The following is a 24,119-nucleotide window of genomic DNA, read 5'->3' on the forward strand; positions in this document are numbered from 1 at the left end:
ACTAAAATATTTTTTTTAACTTTTTTTGTAACGTTTTCCTACATTTGATCTCTTACTACAAAAATCAAAACCAATTAACCATGATTAAAAAGTTTATTTATCTCGAATGGAAAGCCTTTATCAGGTCGGCATCATTTGGTAAAAACCTGGCAATGAAAATTATACTGGGGTTTTTAATGATCTATTTTTCATTAATTTTTATAGGAATGGGTGTTGGGGCATTTTACATTCTTAAAGAAATGCATCTGGAACCATTTGTAACCGTAAACAGGTTTTTGATTTATTACTTTCTTCTTGATTTAGTAATTCGTTTGCTGCTGCAATCAATTCCCGTTTTAAATATAAAACCGTTATTGGTTTTGCCTTTTAAGAAACCCGTAATTGTTCATTTTTCATTGGGCAAAACTGTTTTGTCTTTTTTTAATTGGGTTCATGCTTTATTCTTTGTTCCGTTTTCAGTTGTTTTGGCAATTGAAGGATATGATATAACAGCCATTATTTTCTGGAATTTGGCAATGCTTTCTTTTATATACATCAACAATTTTTTAAATATAATTTTAAGCAATATCGATAAATTATTTGTTGTCTTTCTTGGATTAATTCTTGTTTTGGGCGGTGCGCAATATTACAAATTGTTTGATGTCACAATTTTCACAACTCCCTTTTTTCAAGGACTTTATAATATAAAAGGATTATTTTTAATTCCCGTTTTAGTATTAGCAGGTTTGTATATTTTTAGTTTTAAATTCCTCAAAAAAAATCTTTATCTCGACGCTGGGCTTTCTGTAAAAGAAGATGTTGCTCAAACAGAAAATCTTTCGTGGCTGAATCAGTTTGGAACTTTGGGAACGTTTCTGAAAAACGATATTAAACTTATCAAAAGAAACAAAAGGTCGAAAACGACTATTTTTATGAGCATTTTATTTTTGTTCTACGGATTTTTATTTTTCTCCGGAGGAATTGAAACCTACGACAAACCAGTAATGCACCTTTTAGCAGGGATTTTTGTTTCGGGCGGATTTTTATTTGTCTTTGGACAATTTGTTCCAAGCTGGGATAGTGCATATTATCAATTAATGATGACACAAAATATTCCGTATCGCGGTTATATTATGGCAAAATGGTGGCTGATTGTTATTGCCACAATTATTTCTACAATTCTGGCTTCATTTTATATTTATTTTGGATGGCAGATTTATTTAACGATTGTTGTTGCAGCAATTTATAACATTGGAGTCAATTCGCATTTAGTTTTATTGGGAGGTGCTTTTACTAAAACTCCAATCGATTTAAGTAATGCAGGCGGTGCTTTTGGAGATAAAAAAGCGTTTAATGTAAGTGCGATGTTATTAACGCTTCCAAAAATTTTACTGCCTTTAGGACTATATGGAGCAGGAATTTATTTTGACAATAAAAACCTCGGATTAGCACTAGTTGCCGGAGCAGGTGTTTTAGGTTTTATCTTTAAAGACAAAGTTTTTTCTTTAATCGAAAAAAGATATAAAATCGAAAAGTACAGTACAATAAATGCGTATAAACAAAAGAGTTAATTAGATAATTAGAAAATGAGTCAATTTGATAATTAATCTAAAATCAACAATCTAAAATCTAAAATTACAATGATACAAGTAAATCAACTTTCAAAAAAATATAACGGTACTACAGTTTTAAATATCCAAAATCTTGAAATTCCAAAAGGACAGAGCTTTGGATTAGTGGGCAATAACGGAGCAGGAAAAACTACTTTTTTTAGTTTGCTTTTAGATTTAATCCAGCCTTCGACAGGAAATATAACAAGCAATGATATTCAGGTAAATACGAGTGAAAACTGGAAATCTTTTACAGGTTCTTTTTTAGATGAAAGTTTCCTGATTGGCTATTTAACTCCCGAAGAATATTTTTATTTTATTGGAGATTTACGTCATCAAAATAAAGCCGATATTGATGCATTGCTAGCGAAACATGAAGAATTTTTTAATGGAGAAATTTTAAACAACAAAAAATACCTTCGTGATTTATCAAAAGGAAATCAAAAGAAAGTTGGAATTATTGCCACACTTATTGGAAATCCTGAAGTAGTAATTTTAGACGAACCTTTTGCAAATTTAGATCCGACAACAGTAAGCAGATTAAAGAAAATTATTAAAGAATTAGCTGAAAATCCAAACGTTACTGTTTTGGTTTCGAGCCATGATTTACAACACACCGTTGAGGTTTGCGATAGAATTGTTGCACTCAATAAAGGTGAAATTGTAAAGGATATTCAAACCTCAGAAGAAACCTTACAAGAATTGGAATTGTTTTTTGCTGTATAAGTCTCTAAAGTTTCAAAAAAGAAGTGTATTTTTACAAGTCATTATACTAAAAATGCTTTTTAGAAGTTAATGCTTTAAAATCAGTTCTATTGAAAAAGAATACTCTTAAATATAGTTTTTTTCTCACGTTTTTTCTCCTTTTGATAGCATGTTCTACCAAGAATAATACTTTTGTGAACAGAAATTCCCATGCATTAAGTACAAAATATAACATTTTGTACAATGGAGGAATTGGTCTTGACAAAGGGCTGCTGGCTATTCAGGCCAATAATCAGGACAATTTCTGGAAAAGGCTTCCTATAGAAAAAATGCAGTTTGATGAAAATTTTTCGGAAGGATCAAAAACAAAAAATCCTGACTTCGAAAAAGCAGAAACTAAAGCAACAAAAGCAATTCAAAAACACTCCATGAATATTGGAGGAAGAGAAAGAAACTATCAAATTGACGAGGCATATTTAATGCTTGGAAAAGCCAGATATTACGATCAGCGTTTTATTCCGGCCTTAGATGCTTTCAATTACATTCTCTACAAATACCCAAACAGTAGTAATATTTATACAGCAAAAATCTGGCGCGAAAAAACCAATATGCGTTTAGGAAATGATGCGATTGTAGTTAAAAATATCAATCAATTATTAAAGAAAACAGATTTAAATAAACAAACATTTTCTGATGCCAATGCTTTATTGGCCGAAGCTTTCCTGAATTTAGAAGAAAGAGACAGTGCCGTTGCAAAACTTAGAATTGCAGAAGAATTTTCAAGAATAAACGAAGATCGTGCCCGTTATAAATTCATCCTGGGACAAATGTATCAGGAGGTTGGAAATAAAGACAGCGCCACCTATTATTATGATGGCGTAATCGATATGAATCGTAAAGCCAACAGAAAATACATGATGCACGCTTACGCAAAAAAAGCGCAGATGTACGATTATGAAAAAGGCAACGATACTATATTTTTAAAAATCTATAATAAGCTAGTTGCAGATCGTGAAAATCGACCTTATTATGATGTTCTTTTTTATGAAATGGGAGTTTTCTATGATAAAAAGAAAGACAAAGAAAATGCATTAAAATTCTACAATAAATCTTTAGGCAGAAAATCTACAGATCCTTATTTAATGGCATCGGCTTACCGAAACATTGGAAACATGTATTTTAAAAATACAGATTATACAATGGCTGCTAAATATTATGACAGTACATTGACCAAGTTAGATCCAAAAACAAGGGAATTTGTTTTAATAGAGAAAAACAGAAAAAATCTTGACAACGTAATTAAATACGAAGGAATTGCAAAACGAAATGACAGTATTATTAAAGTTTACGGATTGCCTGATGCTGACAGAAAAATTTATTTTGAAAATTATATTGCCGAGCTGAAAAAGAAAGACGAAGCAAAACGAATTTTAGAAGAGAAAGAAAAAGAGAAGTTAGCAAATATTGACCGAAACACAAATGCGTCGAATGCGCCAACAGCAATAAACCCAAATTCATTAGGAAAACCTGTTGATCCTGATGACGGAATAAGACCTCCATCTGGAAATGATGCCACTGCAAGTACTTTTTACTTTTACAACCCAACAACTGTTGCATACGGAAAACTCCAGTTTAAAAAAATGTGGGGTAACAGAACGCTTGGCGGCAACTGGAGACTGGCTACAATAAAATCTGCAAATGATGCAGCAATGCTCAATGACAGTATAAATGAAGCGGATGCGGAGAAGTTGAAAGACACGGTTGTTATAGAAAAATACACAACTGTTTTTTACGAAAAACAACTTCCGAAAACACAAACAGCAATGGACAGTATTGGTAAAGAACGCAACTTTGCCTATTATCAATTAGGTCTTATATATAAGGAAAAATTTAAGGAATATAAACTGGCAAGTGATAAACTGGAGCAATTACTAAAAAATAATCCAGAAGAAAAACTCGTGCTTCCATCGAAGTATAATTTGTATAAAATATATCAAATTACAGATCCGGAAAAAGCAGCAAGAATTAAATCAGACATAACAACAAATTATCCAACTTCGAGATATGCTCAGATTTTAAATAATACAAATGCTGATGATATTGCTTCGCCTGAAAAAGAATACCAAAAATGGTATAAACTATTTCAGGAAGAGAATTTTGATGTTGTCTTAGATAATATTGATAATTTGATCAATCAATATTCTGGAGAAGAGATTGTTTCTAAATTTGAATTACTAAAAGCAAACACTTTAGGAAAAGTTAACGGACTGGATGCTTATAAAAAAGGTTTAGAAAACGTGGCAGATAATTATCCAAATAGTGAAGAAGGAAAAAAGGCAAGAGAAATTTTGGAGAAAGATGTTCCAGCTTTAGAAAGACTTAATTTTACAACTGTAGATAATAAAAACTGGAAAATTGTATATCTGGTTTCTAATACGGATACTAAAACAGTTAAAAAAATTGAAGAAGCAATTAGAGTATTTTTGTTAGTCGAAAATTTTGAAAGATTAACAACGTCTTTTGATAAATACAACAGAACCCAAAGTTTTGTGTCAATTCATGGTTTAAAATCTGAAGCTTATGCCAGAGATGTGGCAGGAGTTTTGAGAGAAGACGATAAATATAAAATTGCACATCCGTCAATTATTATATCAGCAGATAATTACAAAGTGGTTCAAATTAAAAAGAACCTAGACGCCTACCTTGCCCCAAAAACCCCATAATATAATGTTTGACAAAGTAAAAAAAAACGGAACTGAACTTTTAGGAAAAACAAACCGAATTGTTGAAGGAACTTCTATTGTAGGAGATATTGTTTCAAAAGCCGATTTTAGATTAGACGGCGAATTGATTGGAAATTTCACCTCGCAGGGAAAATTAGTGATTGGCGCAACAGGCGCAGTAAAAGGAGAAATCATTTGTAATAATGCCGATATCGAAGGAGAATTTCATGGAAAAATTAAAGTTCTTGAAATCCTTAATATCAAAGCAGCGGCAAAAATTCACGGCGAAGTTGCCGTTGGAAAACTGTCTATAGAACCAGGAGCAGAGTTTACAGCAACTTGTACCATGCTGGCACATTCAAATCCAGTAATTATGTTAGAAGATGGAAAAGGACCCGAATAAAAAACAAAATAATAAATGGATAGCCCTCATAAATATTCCTATTCAAATGGGGGTTATTATTTTTTTGTTTTCTTATTTAGGAACCTGGTTAGATGAAAACCATCCAAGCGAAAAAATATACTATAATAAAGTATTAGTTATGGTTGGAGTTGCAATTGCATTATATAATGTAATTCGTCAGGTAAACGAAATCAATAAAACAAAGTAAATTAAGTTTTAAAAACGGCTTGAATAAATATTGCATCTTTGCAAAAAATTGTTCGGGATGTTTTTAAAAAACTACAAACTTATTCTTCATCTGCATATTCTTGCATTTGCTTCCTATATAATACATAAGGGAGTTTTTTATATTTTTAAAATTAATGATCAAAACTTTCATTACAGTATAGAAGTATTGTATTTGATCTTTTTATTTTTTTCTGCTTTACTATTAACACTAACAGTAAAATTCAAAAAAGACAAGTTCGACAGCATCGGAATGTTTTTTATGCTTGGAACTTTTATTCAAATGTTTGTGTATTATTTTGTTTTGCGGCCGATTTTATCCGACAAGATTCACAACATCCGTGTTGAAAAAATCAATTTTTTTGTAACATTTATTCTCTTTTTGTTATTTCAAACGATTTTAACTGTCCGATTATTAAATGAAAAGCGTTAAAATGCGGATTCTTTAAAACAAGGTTCAAAAATAATTTTTCATATCCTTTTGAATATTAATAAAAAATGTACCTTTGCACCAAATTTTAGAAACATAAAAAATAAGAATTTCCACAGATATGGTGATTTCAAACAAACCACTCAGATTTATTCTTGCAGCTTTTGTAGCTTGTCTTCCACTAATGAGCTTTTCTAATTCAGAAAAAGACTCGGCGCATGTTCAAACTGAAACAGCTCACGAAGCAGCTTCTGAAGGGCACCATGCAGAACCAACTGATGTAAAATCTAAAATTAAGGCTTTCATTGGCCATCACGTTTTGGACTCTCATGATTTTACTTTAACACAAGATGATGAGACTGGTAAATATTATGGTTTTCCATTACCGGTAATTATTTTGGATAATGGTCTTCAAATTTTTTCTTCTTCAAAATTTAACCACGGTCATGCAGTAGCAGAATCAAACGGTAATTATTACGTGATTAATCATCATGATGGTAAAATCTACAAAACAGATGCTGCCGGAACAATTACTGAAGATGAAAAAACAGGTCATCCAACAAATGTTCGTCCATTAGACTTCTCAATTACAAAAACGGTCCTTTCTATTTTTGTAGCAGCATTATTAATGTTCTGGTTATTTACAAGTTTAGCAAAATCATATGCTAAAAATGGAGGAATCGCTTCTGGAGCAGGAAGATTCTTTGAACCACTTGTAGTTTTCATTCGTGACGAAGTTGCTATTCCTAATATTGGAGAAAAGCATCATAAAAAATACATGAGTTATTTATTGACAATATTTTTCTTTGTATTGTTTTTAAATATCTTCGGATTAACTCCACTAGGAATTAATGCTACAGGAAATTTAACAATTACATTCTCTTTAGCAATCCTTACTTTCTTAATTACAAACCTTACTGCAAATAAAAACTACTGGGGTCACATTTTCTGGATGCCGGGAGTGCCAAAACCAATGAGAATTATTTTGGCTCCAATTGAATTGCTAGGGGTTTTCATCAAACCATTTTCATTAATGATTCGTTTGTATGCAAATATCTTCGCAGGTCACATTGTATTAATGAGTATCATCGGATTAATGTTTATCTTTAAGAGCTGGATTGGAAGCAGTCTTTCTTTTGGATTATCATTTGCACTTTCTATACTAGAGATTTTAGTTGCATTTTTACAAGCCTATATTTTTACAATGCTGTCTGCACTTTATTTTGGTTCAGCAGTAGAAGAGCACCACCACGAAGAGGAGGGGCACCACTAAAATTTAGATTTCAGAGTTTAGATTTCAGATTTAATTATAATAATCTAAAATCTAACGTCAAAAATCTAAAATCAAAATTGAATGTTTAATTTTTAATATATACATATATGAACGGTTTAAATTTCATTGGAGCAGGATTAATCGTAATCGGAGCTGCTTTAGGTATTGGTAGAATTGGTGGTTCAGCAATGGACGCTATCGCTCGTCAACCAGAAGCTTCAGGAAAAATCCAAACAGCTATGCTTATCGCTGCTGCACTTATTGAAGGAATTGGTTTCGCTGCGTTATTCGCTGCTTAATTAAAACACAAAAAACAATAGTTGCAACGGTTGGTTGTAACTATTGTTTTAAAAATAAAACATTAAAATTGCCTTGTGCAGTTAAAAAGACATAATTTAAAATTTATAATCATATATAATGGAAAAGTTAATAAATCAGTTTGAGTTCGGTTTGTTCTTTTGGCAGATTCTAATATTTGTTGGATTAATATTTTTATTGAAAAAATTCGCTTGGAAACCAATTCTTGACGCAGTAAACGATAGAGAGCAAGGTATTAAAGATGCATTACTTTCTGCTGAAAACGCTAGACAAGAAATGCAAAACTTACAAGCTGACAATCAAAGAATTTTGAACGAAGCTCGTGCTGAACGTGATGCGATGTTGAAAGAAGCTCGCGAAATGAAAGAGAAAATGATTGCTGATTCTAAAAACGAAGCACAAGCACAAGGTCAAAAAATGATCGAGCAGGCTAAAGCGGCTATCGAAAGTGAAAAAAATGCTGCAATGGCAGAATTGAAATCTCAAGTTTCAACTTTATCATTAAGTATTGCTGAAAAATTATTGAAAGAAGAATTATCTAACAAAGAATCTCAGGCTAAATTAGTAGAGAAAATGTTAGGTGACGTAAAGTTAAACTAAGATTATGGCAAGTACAAGAGCAGCAATTCGTTATGCAAAAGCAATTCTAGACTTAGCAAACTCTAAAGGTGTTGCCGAAGCTGTCAATAACGATATGAAGTCAATTGCTTTGGCAATTGAGACAAATGCAGAATTGAGTACCTTTATTCAAAACCCAACTGCAAAAGTTGAAGTTAAGGAAAGTGCTCTTTTAGAAGTTTTCGCAAATGTAAATGGCGTAACCAAAGGTTTATTTCATTTATTATTCGAAAACAAAAGATTTGAAATTCTAGATGCAATTGCATTAGAATACAGCAAACTATTTGATGAAAGTAATGGTATTGAAGTAGCAAAAGTTACAACTGCAATTCCTATGGATGCTGCATTAGAAGCAAAAGTTTTAGCTAAAATTGCAACTTTGTCAGATAAAAAAATTACAATTGAAAATATAGTAGATCCTTCAATCATTGGTGGATTTATTTTAAGAATAGGTGATAATCAATACAATGCATCTGTTGCAAACAGATTACAAGTATTAAAAAGAGAGTTAAGTAATTAGTTTTATTACACATAAAAAGTGTCTAAATTATAAATTAAGATGGCGGAAATCAAACCTGCTGAAATTTCAGCAATATTAAGAAAGCAAGTAGAAGGTTTTGAATCTGGTGCTACGCTAGAGGAAGTAGGAACAGTACTTCAAGTTGGAGACGGTATTGCTCGTATTTACGGGTTATCGAATGTACAATATGGTGAGTTAGTTGAATTTGATAACGGACTTGAAGCTATTGTATTGAACCTTGAAGAAGACAATGTTGGTGTGGTACTTTTAGGACCATCAACAGGAATCAAAGAAGGATCAACAGCAAAAAGAACACAACGTATTGCTTCTCTTAAAGTAGGTGAGCAAATGGTAGGACGTGTAGTTAACACTCTTGGTTTTCCAATTGATGGAAAAGGACCAATTGGTGGGGACTTATACGAAATGCCTTTAGAAAGAAAAGCTCCAGGAGTTATCTTCCGTCAGCCAGTTACTGAGCCATTACAAACAGGAGTAAAAGCAGTAGATGCTATGATCCCGGTTGGACGTGGACAACGTGAGCTTGTTATCGGTGACCGTCAAACAGGTAAATCAACTGTTTGTATCGATACTATCTTAAATCAAAAAGAATTTTACGATGCAGGAAAACCTGTATTTTGTATATATGTTGCAATTGGACAAAAAGCTTCAACTGTAGCAGGAATCGCAAAAATGTTAGAAGAAAAAGGAGCAATGGCTTATACAGTTATCGTTGCTGCAAATGCTTCTGACCCAGCTCCAATGCAAGTTTATGCCCCTTTCGCAGGTGCTGCAATTGGAGAATACTTTAGAGATTCAGGTCGTCCGGCACTTATCGTGTATGATGATTTATCTAAACAAGCTGTTGCTTACCGTGAGGTTTCTCTTTTATTAAGAAGACCACCGGGACGTGAGGCTTATCCTGGAGACGTTTTCTACTTACACTCTCGTTTATTAGAGCGTGCTTGTAAAGTAATTGCTGATGACGGAATTGCTAAAAACATGAACGATTTACCAGATTCTATCAAATCTATCGTAAAAGGTGGTGGTTCATTGACTGCTTTACCAATTATCGAAACTCAGGCTGGTGACGTTTCTGCATACATCCCAACAAACGTAATCTCGATTACAGATGGTCAGATTTTCCTTGATGGAGATTTGTTCAACTCTGGAGTTCGTCCTGCTATTAACGTAGGTATCTCTGTATCTCGTGTTGGAGGAAATGCTCAAATTAAATCAATGAAAAAAGTTTCAGGAACTTTAAAATTAGACCAGGCTCAATTCCGTGAATTAGAAGCGTTTGCTAAATTTGGTTCTGACTTAGATTCAGTTACATTAAACGTAATTGAAAAAGGAAAAAGAAACGTTGAGATCTTGAAACAAGGTTTAAATGATCCTTATACAGTTGAAAACCAAGTAGCAATTATCTACGCTGGTTCTAAAAACTTATTAAGAAACGTTCCTGTAAATAAAGTAAAAGAATTTGAAGCTGATTTCTTAGCTTACTTAAACAGTAAACATAAAGATACGCTTAACGCGTTGAAAGCTGGTAAATTAGATGACAACATTACTGATGTTATCGAAAAAGCAGCAAAAGAAATTTCAGCAAAATATAACTAATTAGATAATTGGTAAATTAGATAATTAGAAAATGACTTATCATTATTCTGATTATCTAATTTTCAAATTGTCACATTTTCTAATTAATAGATGGCAAATTTAAAGGAAATCCGTAATAGAATTACTTCCGTTTCATCGACGATGCAGATTACATCGGCTATGAAAATGGTTTCTGCTGCAAAGCTTAAGAAAGCACAAGATGCAATCACTGCAATGCGCCCTTATGCCGAGAAATTAACGGAGTTACTGCAAAATCTTTCTGCTACACTTGAAGGTGAAGTAGGAGGAGATTACACTACACAACGTGAAGTAAAAAAAGTATTGCTTGTTGCTATAACTTCAAACAGAGGTTTATGTGGTGCATTCAATTCAAATGTTATTAAAGAGATTAAAAATCGTACCGATTTTTATGCAGGAAAACAAGTTGACGTTTTTGCTATTGGTAAAAAAGGAAATGATGCTTTAACTAAAACGCATAAAGTTCACGGTCATCATAATGCAATTTTTGATCATTTAACTTTTGAGAATGTTGCCGGAATTGCTGATAATTTGACTCAAAAATTCTTATCTGGAGAATACGACAGAATCGAATTAATCTACAATCAATTTAAAAATGCTGCGACTCAAATTGTTCAAACAGAGCAGTTTTTGCCTTTAGCACCTATTAAAACTGATGTTGCAGTTTCTGCTGGAGATTATATTTTCGAACCTTCAAAAGAAGAAATTGTTTTGACTTTAATTCCAAAGTCTTTAAAAACACAATTATACAAAGGTATTCGTGATTCATTTGCTTCTGAGCACGGAGCACGTATGACAGCTATGCACAAAGCAACTGACAACGCAACAGAATTAAGAAACCAATTGAAATTAACTTACAACAAAGCGCGTCAAGCTGCAATTACAAACGAAATCTTGGAGATCGTAGGTGGAGCAGAAGCTTTGAACGGATAATAAGATAATTTTTTTAAAATTTAAAAGAGCCAGCATTATTTGCTGGCTCTTTTTTTTTACACGAATTGCTGAACGAAAAATGGAGATAAATTTTAAATATTTTCCCAATAATTACATTTAAGTTAATTCTTACTTTTTGTTCTTGTTTATGCTGAATTTGATTTTTTATTAGCTATTTTTGGCTTTTGTTTTATACCTGTTTTTTTAAAGATAAGCAGAATAATGAAGGAAATTTTTTAAAATTTGATTATAATAAAAAGATCTGATAATAAATTAGTTACATTATATTTTTAAAAAAGTATATATTTATACTTTTAAAATTAGTAACTTTTTAACGCTTTCTGCGTATAACATTTAACAACCAAAAAGGTATTAAAAATAGATCACCTACAAACAATGGCAAAAGAAAGTTTTAATTGGAAGAGTCTTTTCATTAATGATGAGACCGATAATTCAGAGGGCAAAGCTGCAACTCCACCATCAGCTCCCGTTTTACCAACCACAGACAATAAATTTCCGAATCAAGTTACAGAATCATTTCCTGCAAATTCATTGGCAAACCCTTTTTTAAATGAAATTTTTGAAGTTTATGATAAAGGTTTTGATTCATTGAACGAAGAAGGTTTTGATTTTTTTGAACTTTATAAGTCTGTTATGGCTGTTGGAGTAACAAATCCGCAAAGCTATCAGATGGCTTTTGCAATGGGAAAATCAATTAAATCTGATTTGACTAAAGATTTTCTTTTACAAAAAGGAAGTTTTTATATTACAGAAATTGAAAAAGTACATACTAAATATGATACTGTTGGAAAAAATAAGAAAACAGAATTAGACAATACAATTACAAAAGAAAAAAACAATTTATCCAAAAGTATTTCTGATTTAGAAGCCAAAATTCTTGATCTTCAAAAAGAATTAGAAGCGAAGAAAATAGAACTTCAAAAGATTGATCCTGTTAACAGGGAGCAGCTTTCCGAGATTCAATTGAAAATGGAAGCGAATGATTTGGCTAAACAAAAAATATTATCATCAATCAATACTGTAATAACAGGAATAAATCAATATTTACAATAATGGATAAATTCGAACAAGAAAGAAGCACTCTTTTGACGCTGCCAATACTTAAACATTTTGACGAGTCTAAAGGAGAAATTGCTTTGAAATCAGGTGCACTTAAAAAAGGAGAGAAGTCATTGTTTTTGGCTTTGGCATTAGGTTTATTAGGAGTTGGAGGATATTTGGTCTGGACTTATATTATCCCGCCATTATTTACAATGTTAGGTCAGGCAATAGCCTTATCTGCAACAGGAGTATTTTTGGTTTTTTTAGTGATGATGGCTCCTGTAATAATGAAAGGCCTTCGTTTTGCAACAAAAAATCTTCATAAGGCATTAATACAAAGTAATCCTTTCAATGAATTAGAAGAGCAAAAACAAAAAATGATTAAAAACCGTGAAGTTTTTAAGAATACTAAAGCCAAGCTAAAAGGTCTTAAAAATGAAATGGAAATTGAAGCAAGTAAGTCTGAAAAAGAAGCGAAAGCATTTCAGGAAGATGTGTTGAGTTTACAGCGCCAGTCAGAAAAATTGAAGTCGGCGATGGATGAAATGGTGAAACAAAATGGTGTTGCGGCAAAAGACACAGATGAGTATGTAGCCCTGCAAAGTGAATTAGCCAGAAAGTTAAGCGATTCTCAAAGAGTTTCAACTCAATACGAACAAAGCAAAAGTTTTATTCAAAAATATGGTGTTCGTGCTAATGTTTTAGGAAAAATGGATCGTAAACTGACTTTGGCAGGAACAGCTATTGATATTAAAATTGCAGATTTTGATGTTACGGTTAAGATGCTTCAAAAAGAATATGAATTTGCCAGAAATGCTAAAGAAGCAACAGAAAGTGCAAAAAGCGCCATGATGTTTACTAAAGACTGGGAATTAGAATATGCCCTTGAAGTGGTAACATCTACAATTGCTCAGGATATTGCTAGAACTTCAGAAAACCTGATTGACATCGACGCATTAACATCTAAATATTCTGTTGATAACGACGAGCTTTATTCAAGATTAGATTCATTAGCAGATGAAATTAAAACAGGTGATAACACCATTCCGGATTCAACAAAATATACGAGTCCAAATTATAAAATGACCAAAGAAGATAAATTATCTAGTGGTGGTTTTGGTGATATTTTTTAATACAATTAAATTAAATTTTTAAATAAAAATGGGAAAAATTTTAAGAACTGAAAAGTTAACAACCTTTTCTGAATTACTTATCGTTATTGTTGCAATTGGTGCAATTTTAGGAGGAGTTTATTATGTATCTCCAGGAATTAAGACTGCAGTTTCAAAACAATTAAATGGAATTGATTTGAATCAGACGGATGTTAATAATGTTACCAATGCTGCAAAAATTCCGCTTCCATCGACTGAATTATCTTCAGAAGTTGCAGACAAACCTTTAGTAAGAATTGGTGCTTATGCATGGAACGCTCAGTCTGGAATTATTGTTTCTAATGGTGGTCCAAAAACAACAAAAGGATCATTAATGGAAAAAAACGGAGTTAATCTTGAAATTATTCGTCAGGACTGGCTTTCAGAATTGCGTAACATGCAAATGAAATTTATCGAAGAATTTGATAAAGGTGAAGCTTTTCCATCTTCAGAAAAAAGTGTATTTGCGGTTATTATCATGGGAGATGGTGCGCCATTTTACATTAGTTCTGTTCAAAAATCACTTGACGAAAAATACGGAAAAGACAAATACCATGTTCAGGTAATGGGAGCAGTAGGTATGAGTTATGGAGAAGATAAATTGATTGGGCCTCCAAACTGGAAATCAGATCCTAAATCTATGAAAGGTTCTGTTATATCTGCAGTTCTTGGAGATGGTGACTGGGTTACTACTGTAAACTATTGTTTTGCAAACGGATTAAAAGTAAACCCAGATCCAACAACATATGATGCAGAAGCAGTAAATATTTATCCATCAGAAAATGACGATTATATTAAATCGGCAGAAGAATTAATCAAATCTCAAACAACAGGATGGACTGTTACTTTGAAAGAAGTAGTAGACGGAAAATTAACTGGAAAATCTGTTAACAGAAAAATCGATGGTTGTGCTACATGGACTCCTGGAGATAAAACAGTATTTGATAAATTGACTGGTTTTGTTGATATTGTTTCTACAAAAGAATTTAACAACCAAATGCCAACTACAATTATTGGTGTGAAAGAATGGGCAGTAAAAAATCCTGATATCGTTTCTAATATTTTGAAATCGGCATTGACGGCTTCAAACCAAATGAAAAATTACGAAGACTGGAAAGTAAGAGCTTCTGAGGCAGTTGCTGCAACGTATAAAATTGAAACTCCTGAATATTGGTACAAAATGTTCAAAGGACAACAAGGAACAAAAGGCGGATTGACTTATAATATGGGAGGTTCAAAAGTATTTAATTATGCTGATGCAATGCAATATTATGGTTTATCTGATGGTGTAAACAGATACAAATCAGTTTACAATCAAGTTGCAGGATATTTGACAGAATTGAATCCATTCGGATTTAATGAAAATGTTGGAGCTGTTGTTCCTTACGATCAGGCAGTAAACTTATTCTTCCTGAAAAACATCAATGATATCGAATCTACTTCTGCAGATAAAGCAGATTATAGTGGTGAGGCAAAAGAAGTGGTAGCTTCTGGTGAATGGAAAATTAATTTCAATACGGGAAGTTCTGAGATTTCAAGTTCATCTAGTAAAGAAGTAGAAAAAATTTACAATCTTTTAGTACAAGCTGAAAACACAAAATTAACGGTTGTTGGACACACTGACAATGTTGGAAATGCTGATGCTAATTTAGCTTTATCAAAAAGCAGAGCACAAGCCGTTGTAGAGTATTTAAAACAAAAAGGTATTCCTGCAAATCGTTTCCAACTTGTTGATGGAAAAGGTCAAAGTAATCCAATTGCAGATAATAATACTGCTTCTGGAAAAGCATTAAACAGACGTGTAGTTATTACTTTATTAAAATAAAAATAATTAAAGGCTATCTTAATAGATAGCCTTTTTTACAATGAGTATGATAAAAATTTTAACTCCCTTTGAAAAAATATCAAAATTAAACAAAACACTTATTTTGATAGGCTGGTTAGTTCTTTTGATTATTATTTGGTTTGCAACAACATCTGGCGAAAAGCATTTGTTTCCTTCTCCAGCTCAGGTTTTAACCGGTTTTTCAGATTTGTATAGAGAAGGTTTGGTAGTACATATTTTCAATTCGTTGAAATTGTGTTTTATCTCGATTTTTTTAGCCACAATTATTTCCTTGTTTTTTGCTTATGCATGGCCAATTCCGCTATTAAAATCAGTTTCTGAATTTATCACAAAATTTAGATTTTTACCTTTTACCGGACTTTCATTTTATATTACAATGGTAATTCATGAAGCACGAATGATGCAGGTTTGGATCTTGGTAATTTTCCTGACTACTTTTTTAACAACATCTTTAATTGCAGTTATCAAAGATATTCCGCAAGAAGAATTTGATCATGCAAAAATGTTGAAATGTAACCGTTGGGAAGTACTTGTACAAGTCATTATTTTAGGAAGAATAGATTATGTAATTGATGTAATAAGACAAAACCTTGCCATTACCTGGATGATGCTTGTAACTGTAGAATCGATTGTGGTAGCTTCTGGAGGATTAGGGTTTTTAATAAAAAACTCTGATAAATTTATGAATACAGGAAGAATCATTGCACTTCAAATTATCATTTTACTAATAGGTCTTGGCTTAGATGCAGGAATAAATTATTTAAGAAAAGCACTATTTAGATATTCAAAAATATAATCATGAAACACGAATATAAAGAGACGCTTTTATATGTAGAAAATCTTAGCGTTGCTTATGATGATAACGTTATTATAAAAGATATAAACCTTATCGAAAAAGACGTAGTTAGAGAAGGAGTAGATTGTACAGGACAGGTAGTTGCTTTTGTGGGAAGATCTGGAAGAGGAAAATCAACTTTTTTTAAAGCTTTGACAGGATTAACTCCGTTACATTCCGGAAAAATATTAATTAGGGATTTCGAAAATAAAGAACCTAATGCAGCTAAGGCAGTATGCGAAGGAGACATTGGTTTTGTAGATCAAAAATATACTTTGTTCAGACATAAAACAGTTACTCAGGCTTTGAAATTTTCGCTAAGAAAAACAACGCTGTCGAATACTGAAAAAGATGAAAAAATAAAGCAATATCTAAAAGAATGGGGATTAGAAAATTGTAAAGACAAATATCCTAACGAACTTTCGGGAGGGCAAAGACAAAGAACCGCTATTATAGAACAATTGTTTTCGTCTGATCAATTTATTGTTTTGGATGAACCTTTTTCAGGATTAGATGTTGGAAATATTGAAGAAGTAAAAAAATCATTTGAACTATTAGGAAAATCTTCGGAGTCTAATACGGTTATTTTTTCGACCCATGACATTGAACTGGCAATTGAATTAGCACAAACTATTTACGTTATTGGGCATCCAACTATTAATGGAAAGAAAGAAAATTACGGAACCATAGTAGCAAAATATGATCTAAGAGACATGGGACTTTCCTGGAAAGATTATTGTGACGACCACTTAAAATTATCAAAAGAAATTATCCATCAAATGATGATTTCTTAAATAAAAATATGGCAAAGAAGAACAATCCAATATCGATTATTGAAGACTCATTTTTGTCTCTAAAAAAATATTTAGAAACAAATATATCTACTAATGAAGCCGTTTTTACGGCTTCATTTATTATAGCGCTTGAAAAAGAAACAAAGCAGATTCTGGAAATATGCAATATATTAAATCAGGATGCAGATTTTATTCAAAAGCTAAATGAAACAGTAAATCCAGATTTTTCTAAAGGGTTATTGTTTAAAGCAGAACATTTTTTTCTTTCGGATATTATTGATCTTTATGAAAGAGAATCCGGAGCGAAAAATGAAAAACAAGAATTTGTTCTGGCGTATTATTATGATGCTTTACGCAACAATCATTTTGCAGACCAAAACTCTGTAAACGAATTGAATCAGTTGATTTTTACAGAGAATTTTAAAAATCTTCTCGTAAAAATAAAAGAAGAGAATAAAATAATAACTTCAAATGTGCAGGAAAATCAATACTTACTGCCAGAATTATTATCCATAAAAAAGCATAGCAGATTGGAAGAAATTCTAGTTAAATATCAAAACTTCATTTATTTTACGTTTGGTAAAAAATTTGAGAACACAACTGCTTTCAGCAGCTATTTGGGTTTAAATGCGAACACATCACAAACAGATAAAAAAGAAATAGACAATCTTCCTGAAGGAGATACACTGGAAAAAGTACTGAAAGAATTAAACGAATTAGTTGGTTTAGCAGAAGTAAAAAAAGATGTTTCAGAACTAATCAATTTATTAGAAATACAAAAAAAGCGTTCAGAACAAGGATTAAAAAATGTTGAAATTACTTTGCATACCGTTTTTCTGGGCCCGCCCGGAACCGGAAAAACATCTGTAGCAAGACTTTTAAGTAGAATTTTTAAACATTTGGGTTTTTTATCTAAAGGCCAAATGTTTGAAACAGACAGAGAAGGTTTAGTTGCAGGTTATGTGGGGCAAACAGCAGCAAAAGTCAATAACGCAGTAGAATCAAGTCTTGGCGGAGTATTATTTATTGATGAAGCCTATGCATTAACTCAAAATGCATTTGGAAACGATTATGGTGCAGAAGCAGTAAATACACTTTTGAAAAGAATGGAAGATCACCGAAAAGACCTGGCTGTTGTGGTTGCAGGATATACAGAACCCATGAAAATTTTTATAGAATCGAATCCCGGATTACGATCCCGTTTTAATAGATACTTTTATTTTAAAGATTTTACGCCTGATCAATTATATGAAATTTTTGAGTCGTTTTGTGTAAAATCAGATTTTATAATTTCTACAGATGCTAAAGAAAAACTAACAGACACTTTTGAATTATTATATAGAGATAAAACCGAAAGTTTTGGAAATGCCAGATTAGTACGAAACATATTTGAAAAATGTGTGCAAAATCAAGCCAATAGAATTATAACTTTGAAAAAATTAAGCAGTAAGACTTTAAAAACATTAACAGATGATGATATTCCAGAATTAAAAGAAATTGAATATAATTTTGGTTCCTGATAAAAAAATAGCCAGCAAATGTTTGCTGGCTATTTTTTTTGGAAGTTTTTCTTTTTTAAGAATATCTATAAACAAGAAAATTTATAAAATGGTGATTCTCAATTTACCCATAAATTGAGAATCCATACCATTTTATAAAATTATTGACACAGATTTTATCACTCTGTAGCTTTGTCTTTCATGGGAACAAACTAGCTTTATTAATCCCAATGCTCTGTTTTTTTAAGGGTTACATTTCAGCAGAATCAATCCCTGTGCTTTGTCTTTTATGGGAACAAACTAGCTTTATTAGTCCCAATGCTCTGTTTTTTTTAGGGTTACAATACAGCAGAATCAATCCCTTATGCTTTGTCTTTTATGGGAACAAACAAGCTTTATTAGTCCCAGTGCTTCCTTTTTTATAAGGGTTGTATTTAGCTTTCTCAATCCCTGTGAAGCAAATTTAGGAAAATACGCTCTAAAAAAAGTTACATAATTTTCTGCCTTAATTTACATATTTCACATGTTAGTGTCTTGTTAATTATATAACTTAGTTAGAAAAAATAATTAATTTTGAATTCTATTTCTATACAATGGCTTTACAAATACGCGAATTTACTACGGTTGACGAAATGGTGGCTCAAATTGACACCATCAGATTTCTATATCCCAATATGACTTTAGAAAAATACCAATCATTTCTTTCTGAGATGGTTCCGCACAATTATATTCAGATTGGAGTATTTGAAAATAACATTTGTTTGGGCATTACAGGCTGTTGGTCAGCAACAAAATTATGGACAGGAAAATATCTCGAAATTGACAATTTTGTAGTAAATCCGGAATATCGTTCTAAAGGAATTGGAAAAATGCTTACAGATTATATTGAACAAAAAGCACTTGATTTAGGCTGCAGCAGCATTGTTCTGGATGCTTTTTCAGGAAATTTTGGTGCGCACAGATTTTATTACAATCAGGGATATGGCCCAAAAGGTTTTCATTTTGTGAAAGTTTTAGACGAAAATAAATTAACACATTAAAATTGTCGCTAAGTTTTTTTATTGAACCGTCAAAAGGACTAATAAAACCAAAGAATTGGTTATTTTTGTTTTTTGAACTTTATTACTAATTATTTTGGGATTATATAAAAATCTATTCAAACAAACTGCAATTTATGGACTGGCAACCGTTTTACCGCGAATGCTCAGTTTTTTATTGGTCAGATTATATACAGGTATTTTACCGACTGCCGAATACGGCGAAGTTTCGATTGTTTTGTCTTGGATGGTTTTCTTTAACGTAGTGCTTTCTTACGGAATGGAAACGGCGTTCTTTAGATTTTACAGTGCCGAAGAAGACAAGAAAAACGTAATAGCAACTTCGACAATATCAATATTTTGGTCGTCGATAGGATTCTTATTTGCGGGTTTAATTTTTAGGAATACGCTGGCAAATTGGGCCGAGGTTGATGCACAGTATATTACTTATTCTGTTTGGATTTTAGTTTTAGATGCATTGGTTTTAGTACCGTTTTCAAAACTAAGAGCAAACCAGCGTCCAATGGTTTATGCGGCTATTAAAATTGGAAATGTGGTAATTAATCTATTGCTGAATATTTTCTTTTTATTGTATCTGCCAAAACTTGCAGCTTCACATCCTAACTCAGTTTGGGATAATCTATATGTAGAAAATTTCCAGATTGCCTATATTTTCATCGCTAACCTGCTGGCAAGTTTAGCAACTTTCATTGTACTTTCTCCAAATTATCTTTCGCTTGGACGAAAATTCGATCCCGTACTTTGGAAAAAAATGATGAAATACGGTCTGCCAATTTTAGTTGCCGGACTTGCATTTGCCGTTAATGAACATTTCGATAAAATCTTATTGGGATATTTACTTCCTGAAAATCTTGCAAAATCAGAAGTCGGGGCTTATTCAGCCTGTTATAAATTAGGTTTATTTATGGTTTTGTTTGCAACGGCTTTTAGATTAGGAATTGAACCTTTCTTTTTCAGCCACGCCAAAAACGAAAATGCACCGCAGACTTACGCCGTAATTACAAAATACTTTGTGATTCTGGGTTCACTTATTTTATTAGGAGTTATCGTTTTTGCAGACATTCTTAAATATCTTTTATTAGACAATAAATCCTATTGGGAAGCCATGAAAGTGGTGCCGTTAATTATTCTGGCAAACTTCTTTTTAGGAATTTACAATAACTTATCGGTTTGGTACAAACTTACAGACCAAACAAGAATTGGAGCTTATATTTCAATTGTTGGAGCAATTGTAACATTAGTTTTAAATTACTTTTTGATTCCAAAATACAGTTATTACGGATCTGCAATCGCAACTATCTCTGCTTACGGAAGCATGATGTTAATATCGTATGTTTTAGGAAACAAATATTATCCTATTCCGTACGACATGAATAAAATTTCGGCTTATTTAGGAATTTCAATTTTATTTTCGGCTATTTCATTTTATGGATTTAGAGAAAATTATTTTGTTGGAATTCCATTATTATTAGCCTTTATGTACTTTGTTTATCACAACGAAAAAGACACAATTAAAGGAATAATGAATAGAAAGTAAAAGTGCTTTTTTAATCTTTTATAATAAAAATGAAAATACAAATTATCAATAAATCACAACACGATTTACCAAATTACGAAACAATTGCTTCTGCAGGAATGGACTTGCGTGCCAATATTACAGAACCAATTACGTTAAAACCTTTAGAAAGAACAATTGTAAAAACCGGACTTTTTATAGAATTGCCAATTGGTTACGAAGCACAGGTTAGACCAAGAAGCGGATTGGCAGCAAAAAAAGGAGTTACCGTTTTAAATTCTCCGGGAACTGTAGATGCTGATTACAGAGGTGAAATAGGTGTGATTTTGGTAAATTTATCAAATGAAGAATTTGTAATTGAAAACGGAGAAAGAATTGCACAATTAATTATTGCCAAACACGAAAGAGCAGAATGGATTGAAGTTGAAGAATTAACGGAAACTTCAAGAGGAGCAGGCGGATTTGGAAGTACTGGAGTGAAGTAGTTTTCAGTCGCAGTTGACAGTCCTTTACTGTATTTAAAAACTTGAACTAACCAAACTGAAGATTTTTTTAAATCTTCCCACATAAAATAAAATTAGATGAAAATAATCGTTCCAATGGCAGGTCGTGGATCAAGACTTCGCCCACATACATTAACAGTACCAAAACCATTAATTCCGGTTGCGGGAAAATCAATCGTTCACCGTTTAGTAGAAGATATTGCTAAAATATTAAAGCAGCCAATAGAAGAAGTTGCATTTATCTTGGGAGACGAAGCATTTTTTGGAGATGATGTTGTTACAAGTCTGCAGGATTTAGCACAAGGTTTAGGAGCAAAAGCTTCAATTTATCGTCAGGATTTACCTTTAGGAACCGGGCATGCGATTATGTGCGCAAAAGAATCTTTATCAGGACCAGCGGTTATCGCTTACGCAGATACTTTAATCAGAGCCGATTTTGAATTAGATCCATCTGCCGATGCTGTAATTTGGGTAAAACAAGTAGATCAGCCGGAAGCTTTTGGAGTTGTAAAATTAAACTCAAATAATGAAATTATAGAATTGGTTGAAAAACCAAAAGAGTTTGTTAGTGATTTAGCCGTTATCGGAATTTATTATTTTAAAGAAGTTGGAGATCTAAAAAAAGAGCTTCAGGGCGTTTTAGATAATAATATTCAAAATGGTGGAGAATACCAAATCAACGACGGTATCAAAGCCATGATGGCAAACGGAAAAGTTTTTAAAACCGGAAGTGTTGACGAATGGATGGACTGCGGAAATAAAGATGTTACGGTTGAAACAAACAGCAGAATGTTAGGATTTTTGCATAACGACGGAGAACATTTAGTAGATTATAATGTAACGCTGGAAAATTCAACAATTATTCCTCCATGTTATATTGGCGAAAATGTAGTGTTGAAAAACACAACTGTTGGGCCAAATGTTTCAATAGGAAAAGGCTGCCATGTAACCGACAGTTCTATTAAAAATAGCTTAATACAAACTAATTCTCAAATAAAAAATGCTAACTTAGATAATGCAATGATTGGAAATCATGTTAGTTATGATGGAAAATTCACAAGCATCAGTATTGGAGATTACTCGGTTTTAGAATAAAAAAGAGATTCGTTTTAATAAAAAATGAAATCATAAAAAGATGAAAAAAAAGATTTTGATAATTTTATTTTTTGCTTTACTAAGCAATTCAGCTTCGGTTTTCGCGCAAACGGAACCAGAAGATATTGCTTTGGCACCAGATGAATATCAAGATGCTTTTTACGAATCTTTAAAACAAAAAGGAATCGAAAACTACGATAAAGCAATAGCATCATTAGAAAAATGTATCAAAATAAAACCTTCTGATGCTGTCGCATATTTTGAAGTTGGAAAAAATTATCTGGCACTAAAAGAATATCAAAATGCCCAAAACGCATTTGAAAAAGCCACACAGTTAAATCCAAAAAACAAATGGTATTGGCTGGGAATTTACGATGTAAGTTACGAAACCAAAAACTATCCGCTGGCGATTGAAACGATTCAGAAAATTATTGTTTTTGATGAAGAATATAAAGACGATCTGATTTCGTTATATATGCTTACAAACCAATATGATAAAGCGCTTGTGACGATTAATGAAATGAACGATAAATTCGGAAAATCTGAAGATCGTGATCGTTATAAAATGCAGATTTTATCGCAAGGGAAATATCAAAATGCAGAGATTTCAAATTTAATTGAACAGATTAAAAAAAATCCGAAAGAAGAATCAAACTATGTTAATCTGATTTTTCTATATTCAAAATCTGACGAAACAGACAAAGCTGTTGATGTTGCAAAACAATTGGCAAAAGAAATTCCAGATTCTGAATGGGGACAGGTAAGTTTGTTCAAAAGTTATTTAGATGCCAATCAGGCCGATAAAGCCATTAAGTCGATGAACGTAATTTTGTCAAGTTCAAAAATTGATTCAAAAATTAAGCATCGAACATTAAATGAGTTTTTGATTTATGTAAATAAAAATCCGCAATATGCTCCGGATTTAGAAAAAGCCATTTCTTATTTTGACAATGATAAAGAAGTTGACGTTGCTAAAGAAATTGGAAAATTTTATCATAGTAAAAACCAGTTTGAAAACGCCATTAAATATTATGAAAAAGATTTAATGACCAATTCAGACACAGATCGTGAAACGAATTTGCTTTTGCTCGAAGCTTATACTCAGGCAAAACAATTTGCGCCAATGACAAAAAGAGCCATGACAATGATTGAAGTTTATCCAAGCCAGCCGCAGTTTTATTATTATGCAGGTTTGGGAAGCAATCAGTTACAGCAATTTAAAAATGCAAAAACCGTTTTAGAAATGGGACTTGATTATGTTGTTGATGATAAAAAACTAGAGGCAAATTTTAATATTCAATTGGGAGAGGCATATAATGGATTAGGAGATGCGAAGAAAAAAGAGGAATACTTTTTGAAGGCAAATGAATTATTAAAAAAGAAGTAAG

The 24,119-nt window shown here is 32.2% G+C and carries 22 protein-coding genes; all 22 read left to right on the top strand.

Annotated elements, in window-relative coordinates; all coding sequences use genetic code 11:
* Positions 1 to 80 precede the first annotated feature (80 nt).
* The 22 genes from APR43_RS17750 (at position 81) to APR43_RS17860 (ending at position 24,118) form a co-directional block, all read left to right on the top strand.
* The gene (locus APR43_RS17750; protein ID WP_053472993.1) at positions 81 to 1,550 is read left to right on the top strand and encodes a DUF5687 family protein; all 1,470 of its coding nucleotides are present in this window, start codon (positions 81 to 83) and stop codon (positions 1,548 to 1,550) included.
* Between the two features lie 69 nt (positions 1,551 to 1,619).
* The gene (locus tag APR43_RS17755; protein WP_053472992.1) at positions 1,620 to 2,315 is read left to right on the top strand and encodes an ABC transporter ATP-binding protein; all 696 of its coding nucleotides are present in this window, start codon (positions 1,620 to 1,622) and stop codon (positions 2,313 to 2,315) included.
* Positions 2,316 to 2,404: 89 nt separating this feature from the next.
* The gene (locus APR43_RS17760; protein WP_053472991.1) at positions 2,405 to 5,017 is read left to right on the top strand and encodes a tetratricopeptide repeat protein; all 2,613 of its coding nucleotides are present in this window, start codon (positions 2,405 to 2,407) and stop codon (positions 5,015 to 5,017) included.
* Positions 5,018 to 5,021: 4 nt separating this feature from the next.
* A complete protein-coding gene (locus tag APR43_RS17765; protein ID WP_053472990.1) occupies positions 5,022 to 5,420 on the top strand; it encodes a polymer-forming cytoskeletal protein in 399 nt (132 codons plus the stop codon).
* A complete protein-coding gene (locus APR43_RS17770) occupies positions 5,401 to 5,628 on the top strand; it encodes an AtpZ/AtpI family protein (protein ID WP_053472989.1) in 228 nt (75 codons plus the stop codon). Before APR43_RS17765 ends, APR43_RS17770 begins: the two co-directional genes overlap by 20 nt.
* 568 nt (positions 5,629 to 6,196) lie before the next feature.
* Positions 6,197 to 7,348 (top strand): F0F1 ATP synthase subunit A, encoded by a 1,152-nt coding sequence (gene atpB / locus APR43_RS17780; protein WP_053472987.1) that lies wholly within the window; start codon positions 6,197 to 6,199, stop codon positions 7,346 to 7,348.
* A gap of 107 nt (positions 7,349 to 7,455) precedes the next feature.
* Positions 7,456 to 7,647, top strand: coding sequence for an ATP synthase F0 subunit C (gene atpE, locus APR43_RS17785; RefSeq protein ID WP_053472986.1), 192 nt, complete (start codon positions 7,456 to 7,458; stop codon positions 7,645 to 7,647).
* 118 nt (positions 7,648 to 7,765) lie between these two features.
* Positions 7,766 to 8,266, top strand: coding sequence for a F0F1 ATP synthase subunit B (locus tag APR43_RS17790; protein WP_053472985.1), 501 nt, complete (start codon positions 7,766 to 7,768; stop codon positions 8,264 to 8,266).
* 4 nt (positions 8,267 to 8,270) lie between these two features.
* Entirely contained in the window at positions 8,271 to 8,804 is a 534-nt protein-coding gene (atpH, locus tag APR43_RS17795; RefSeq protein ID WP_053472984.1) for an ATP synthase F1 subunit delta, read from the top strand.
* 39 nt (positions 8,805 to 8,843) lie between these two features.
* Positions 8,844 to 10,421, top strand: a complete 1,578-nt coding sequence (atpA, locus tag APR43_RS17800; protein WP_053472983.1) for a F0F1 ATP synthase subunit alpha — start codon at positions 8,844 to 8,846, stop codon at positions 10,419 to 10,421.
* 90 nt (positions 10,422 to 10,511) lie between these two features.
* Entirely contained in the window at positions 10,512 to 11,372 is an 861-nt protein-coding gene (gene atpG, locus APR43_RS17805) for an ATP synthase F1 subunit gamma (RefSeq protein WP_053472982.1), read from the top strand.
* 396 nt (positions 11,373 to 11,768) lie between these two features.
* Entirely contained in the window at positions 11,769 to 12,446 is a 678-nt protein-coding gene (locus tag APR43_RS17810; protein WP_053472981.1) for a hypothetical protein, read from the top strand.
* Positions 12,446 to 13,567: a hypothetical protein gene (locus APR43_RS17815; protein ID WP_053472980.1), complete on the top strand. Its 1,122-nt coding sequence runs from the start codon at positions 12,446 to 12,448 to the stop codon at positions 13,565 to 13,567. The genes APR43_RS17810 and APR43_RS17815 overlap by 1 nt, the downstream gene beginning before the upstream one ends.
* 28 nt (positions 13,568 to 13,595) lie before the next feature.
* Entirely contained in the window at positions 13,596 to 15,410 is a 1,815-nt protein-coding gene (locus APR43_RS17820; RefSeq protein ID WP_053472979.1) for an OmpA family protein, read from the top strand.
* 46 nt (positions 15,411 to 15,456) lie between these two features.
* Positions 15,457 to 16,227: an ABC transporter permease gene (locus APR43_RS17825; RefSeq protein ID WP_053472978.1), complete on the top strand. Its 771-nt coding sequence runs from the start codon at positions 15,457 to 15,459 to the stop codon at positions 16,225 to 16,227.
* Between the two features lie 2 nt (positions 16,228 to 16,229).
* Positions 16,230 to 17,060: an ATP-binding cassette domain-containing protein gene (locus APR43_RS17830; RefSeq protein ID WP_053472977.1), complete on the top strand. Its 831-nt coding sequence runs from the start codon at positions 16,230 to 16,232 to the stop codon at positions 17,058 to 17,060.
* A gap of 8 nt (positions 17,061 to 17,068) precedes the next feature.
* Positions 17,069 to 18,580 carry an AAA family ATPase gene (locus tag APR43_RS17835; RefSeq protein WP_053472976.1) on the top strand — a complete coding sequence of 504 codons (1,512 nt, stop codon included), beginning with the start codon at positions 17,069 to 17,071 and terminating at the stop codon, positions 18,578 to 18,580.
* Between the two features lie 572 nt (positions 18,581 to 19,152).
* Positions 19,153 to 19,599 (top strand): GNAT family N-acetyltransferase, encoded by a 447-nt coding sequence (locus APR43_RS17840; protein ID WP_053472975.1) that lies wholly within the window; start codon positions 19,153 to 19,155, stop codon positions 19,597 to 19,599.
* A 94-nt stretch (positions 19,600 to 19,693) separates the two neighbouring features.
* Positions 19,694 to 21,154 (top strand): lipopolysaccharide biosynthesis protein, encoded by a 1,461-nt coding sequence (locus APR43_RS17845; protein ID WP_053472974.1) that lies wholly within the window; start codon positions 19,694 to 19,696, stop codon positions 21,152 to 21,154.
* A gap of 29 nt (positions 21,155 to 21,183) precedes the next feature.
* The gene (gene dut, locus APR43_RS17850) at positions 21,184 to 21,618 is read left to right on the top strand and encodes a dUTP diphosphatase (RefSeq protein ID WP_053472973.1); all 435 of its coding nucleotides are present in this window, start codon (positions 21,184 to 21,186) and stop codon (positions 21,616 to 21,618) included.
* Between the two features lie 96 nt (positions 21,619 to 21,714).
* On the top strand, positions 21,715 to 22,731 hold the full coding sequence (locus APR43_RS17855; RefSeq protein ID WP_053472972.1) for a sugar phosphate nucleotidyltransferase: 1,017 nt from the start codon (positions 21,715 to 21,717) through the stop codon (positions 22,729 to 22,731).
* Positions 22,732 to 22,771: 40 nt separating this feature from the next.
* The gene (locus tag APR43_RS17860; protein ID WP_053472971.1) at positions 22,772 to 24,118 is read left to right on the top strand and encodes a tetratricopeptide repeat protein; all 1,347 of its coding nucleotides are present in this window, start codon (positions 22,772 to 22,774) and stop codon (positions 24,116 to 24,118) included.
* Position 24,119: the final 1 nt, after the last annotated feature.

The sequence above is a fragment of the Flavobacterium sp. NLM genome, assembly GCF_002210235.1.
Taxonomy (GTDB): Bacteria; Bacteroidota; Bacteroidia; order Flavobacteriales; family Flavobacteriaceae; genus Flavobacterium; species Flavobacterium panici.

Bases quoted from the DNA above. Each gene is read 5' to 3' on its own strand.
- APR43_RS17765 (WP_053472990.1), top strand. From the start codon at position 5,022: ATGTTTGACAAAGTAAAAAAAAACGGAACTGAACTTTTAGGAAAAACA.
- APR43_RS17750 (WP_053472993.1), top strand. From the start codon at position 81: ATGATTAAAAAGTTTATTTATCTCGAATGGAAAGCCTTTATCAGGTCG.
- APR43_RS17830 (WP_053472977.1), top strand. From the start codon at position 16,230: ATGAAACACGAATATAAAGAGACGCTTTTATATGTAGAAAATCTTAGC.
- APR43_RS17815 (WP_053472980.1), top strand. From the start codon at position 12,446: ATGGATAAATTCGAACAAGAAAGAAGCACTCTTTTGACGCTGCCAATA.
- APR43_RS17825 (WP_053472978.1), top strand. From the start codon at position 15,457: ATGATAAAAATTTTAACTCCCTTTGAAAAAATATCAAAATTAAACAAA.
- APR43_RS17770 (WP_053472989.1), top strand. From the start codon at position 5,401: ATGGAAAAGGACCCGAATAAAAAACAAAATAATAAATGGATAGCCCTC.
- APR43_RS17860 (WP_053472971.1), top strand. From the start codon at position 22,772: ATGAAAAAAAAGATTTTGATAATTTTATTTTTTGCTTTACTAAGCAAT.
- dut (WP_053472973.1), top strand. From the start codon at position 21,184: ATGAAAATACAAATTATCAATAAATCACAACACGATTTACCAAATTAC.
- APR43_RS17790 (WP_053472985.1), top strand. From the start codon at position 7,766: ATGGAAAAGTTAATAAATCAGTTTGAGTTCGGTTTGTTCTTTTGGCAG.
- APR43_RS17810 (WP_053472981.1), top strand. From the start codon at position 11,769: ATGGCAAAAGAAAGTTTTAATTGGAAGAGTCTTTTCATTAATGATGAG.
- atpA (WP_053472983.1), top strand. From the start codon at position 8,844: ATGGCGGAAATCAAACCTGCTGAAATTTCAGCAATATTAAGAAAGCAA.
- APR43_RS17835 (WP_053472976.1), top strand. From the start codon at position 17,069: ATGGCAAAGAAGAACAATCCAATATCGATTATTGAAGACTCATTTTTG.
- APR43_RS17840 (WP_053472975.1), top strand. From the start codon at position 19,153: ATGGCTTTACAAATACGCGAATTTACTACGGTTGACGAAATGGTGGCT.
- APR43_RS17855 (WP_053472972.1), top strand. From the start codon at position 21,715: ATGAAAATAATCGTTCCAATGGCAGGTCGTGGATCAAGACTTCGCCCA.
- APR43_RS17755 (WP_053472992.1), top strand. From the start codon at position 1,620: ATGATACAAGTAAATCAACTTTCAAAAAAATATAACGGTACTACAGTT.
- atpE (WP_053472986.1), top strand. From the start codon at position 7,456: ATGAACGGTTTAAATTTCATTGGAGCAGGATTAATCGTAATCGGAGCT.
- APR43_RS17820 (WP_053472979.1), top strand. From the start codon at position 13,596: ATGGGAAAAATTTTAAGAACTGAAAAGTTAACAACCTTTTCTGAATTA.
- atpH (WP_053472984.1), top strand. From the start codon at position 8,271: ATGGCAAGTACAAGAGCAGCAATTCGTTATGCAAAAGCAATTCTAGAC.
- atpB (WP_053472987.1), top strand. From the start codon at position 6,197: ATGGTGATTTCAAACAAACCACTCAGATTTATTCTTGCAGCTTTTGTA.
- atpG (WP_053472982.1), top strand. From the start codon at position 10,512: ATGGCAAATTTAAAGGAAATCCGTAATAGAATTACTTCCGTTTCATCG.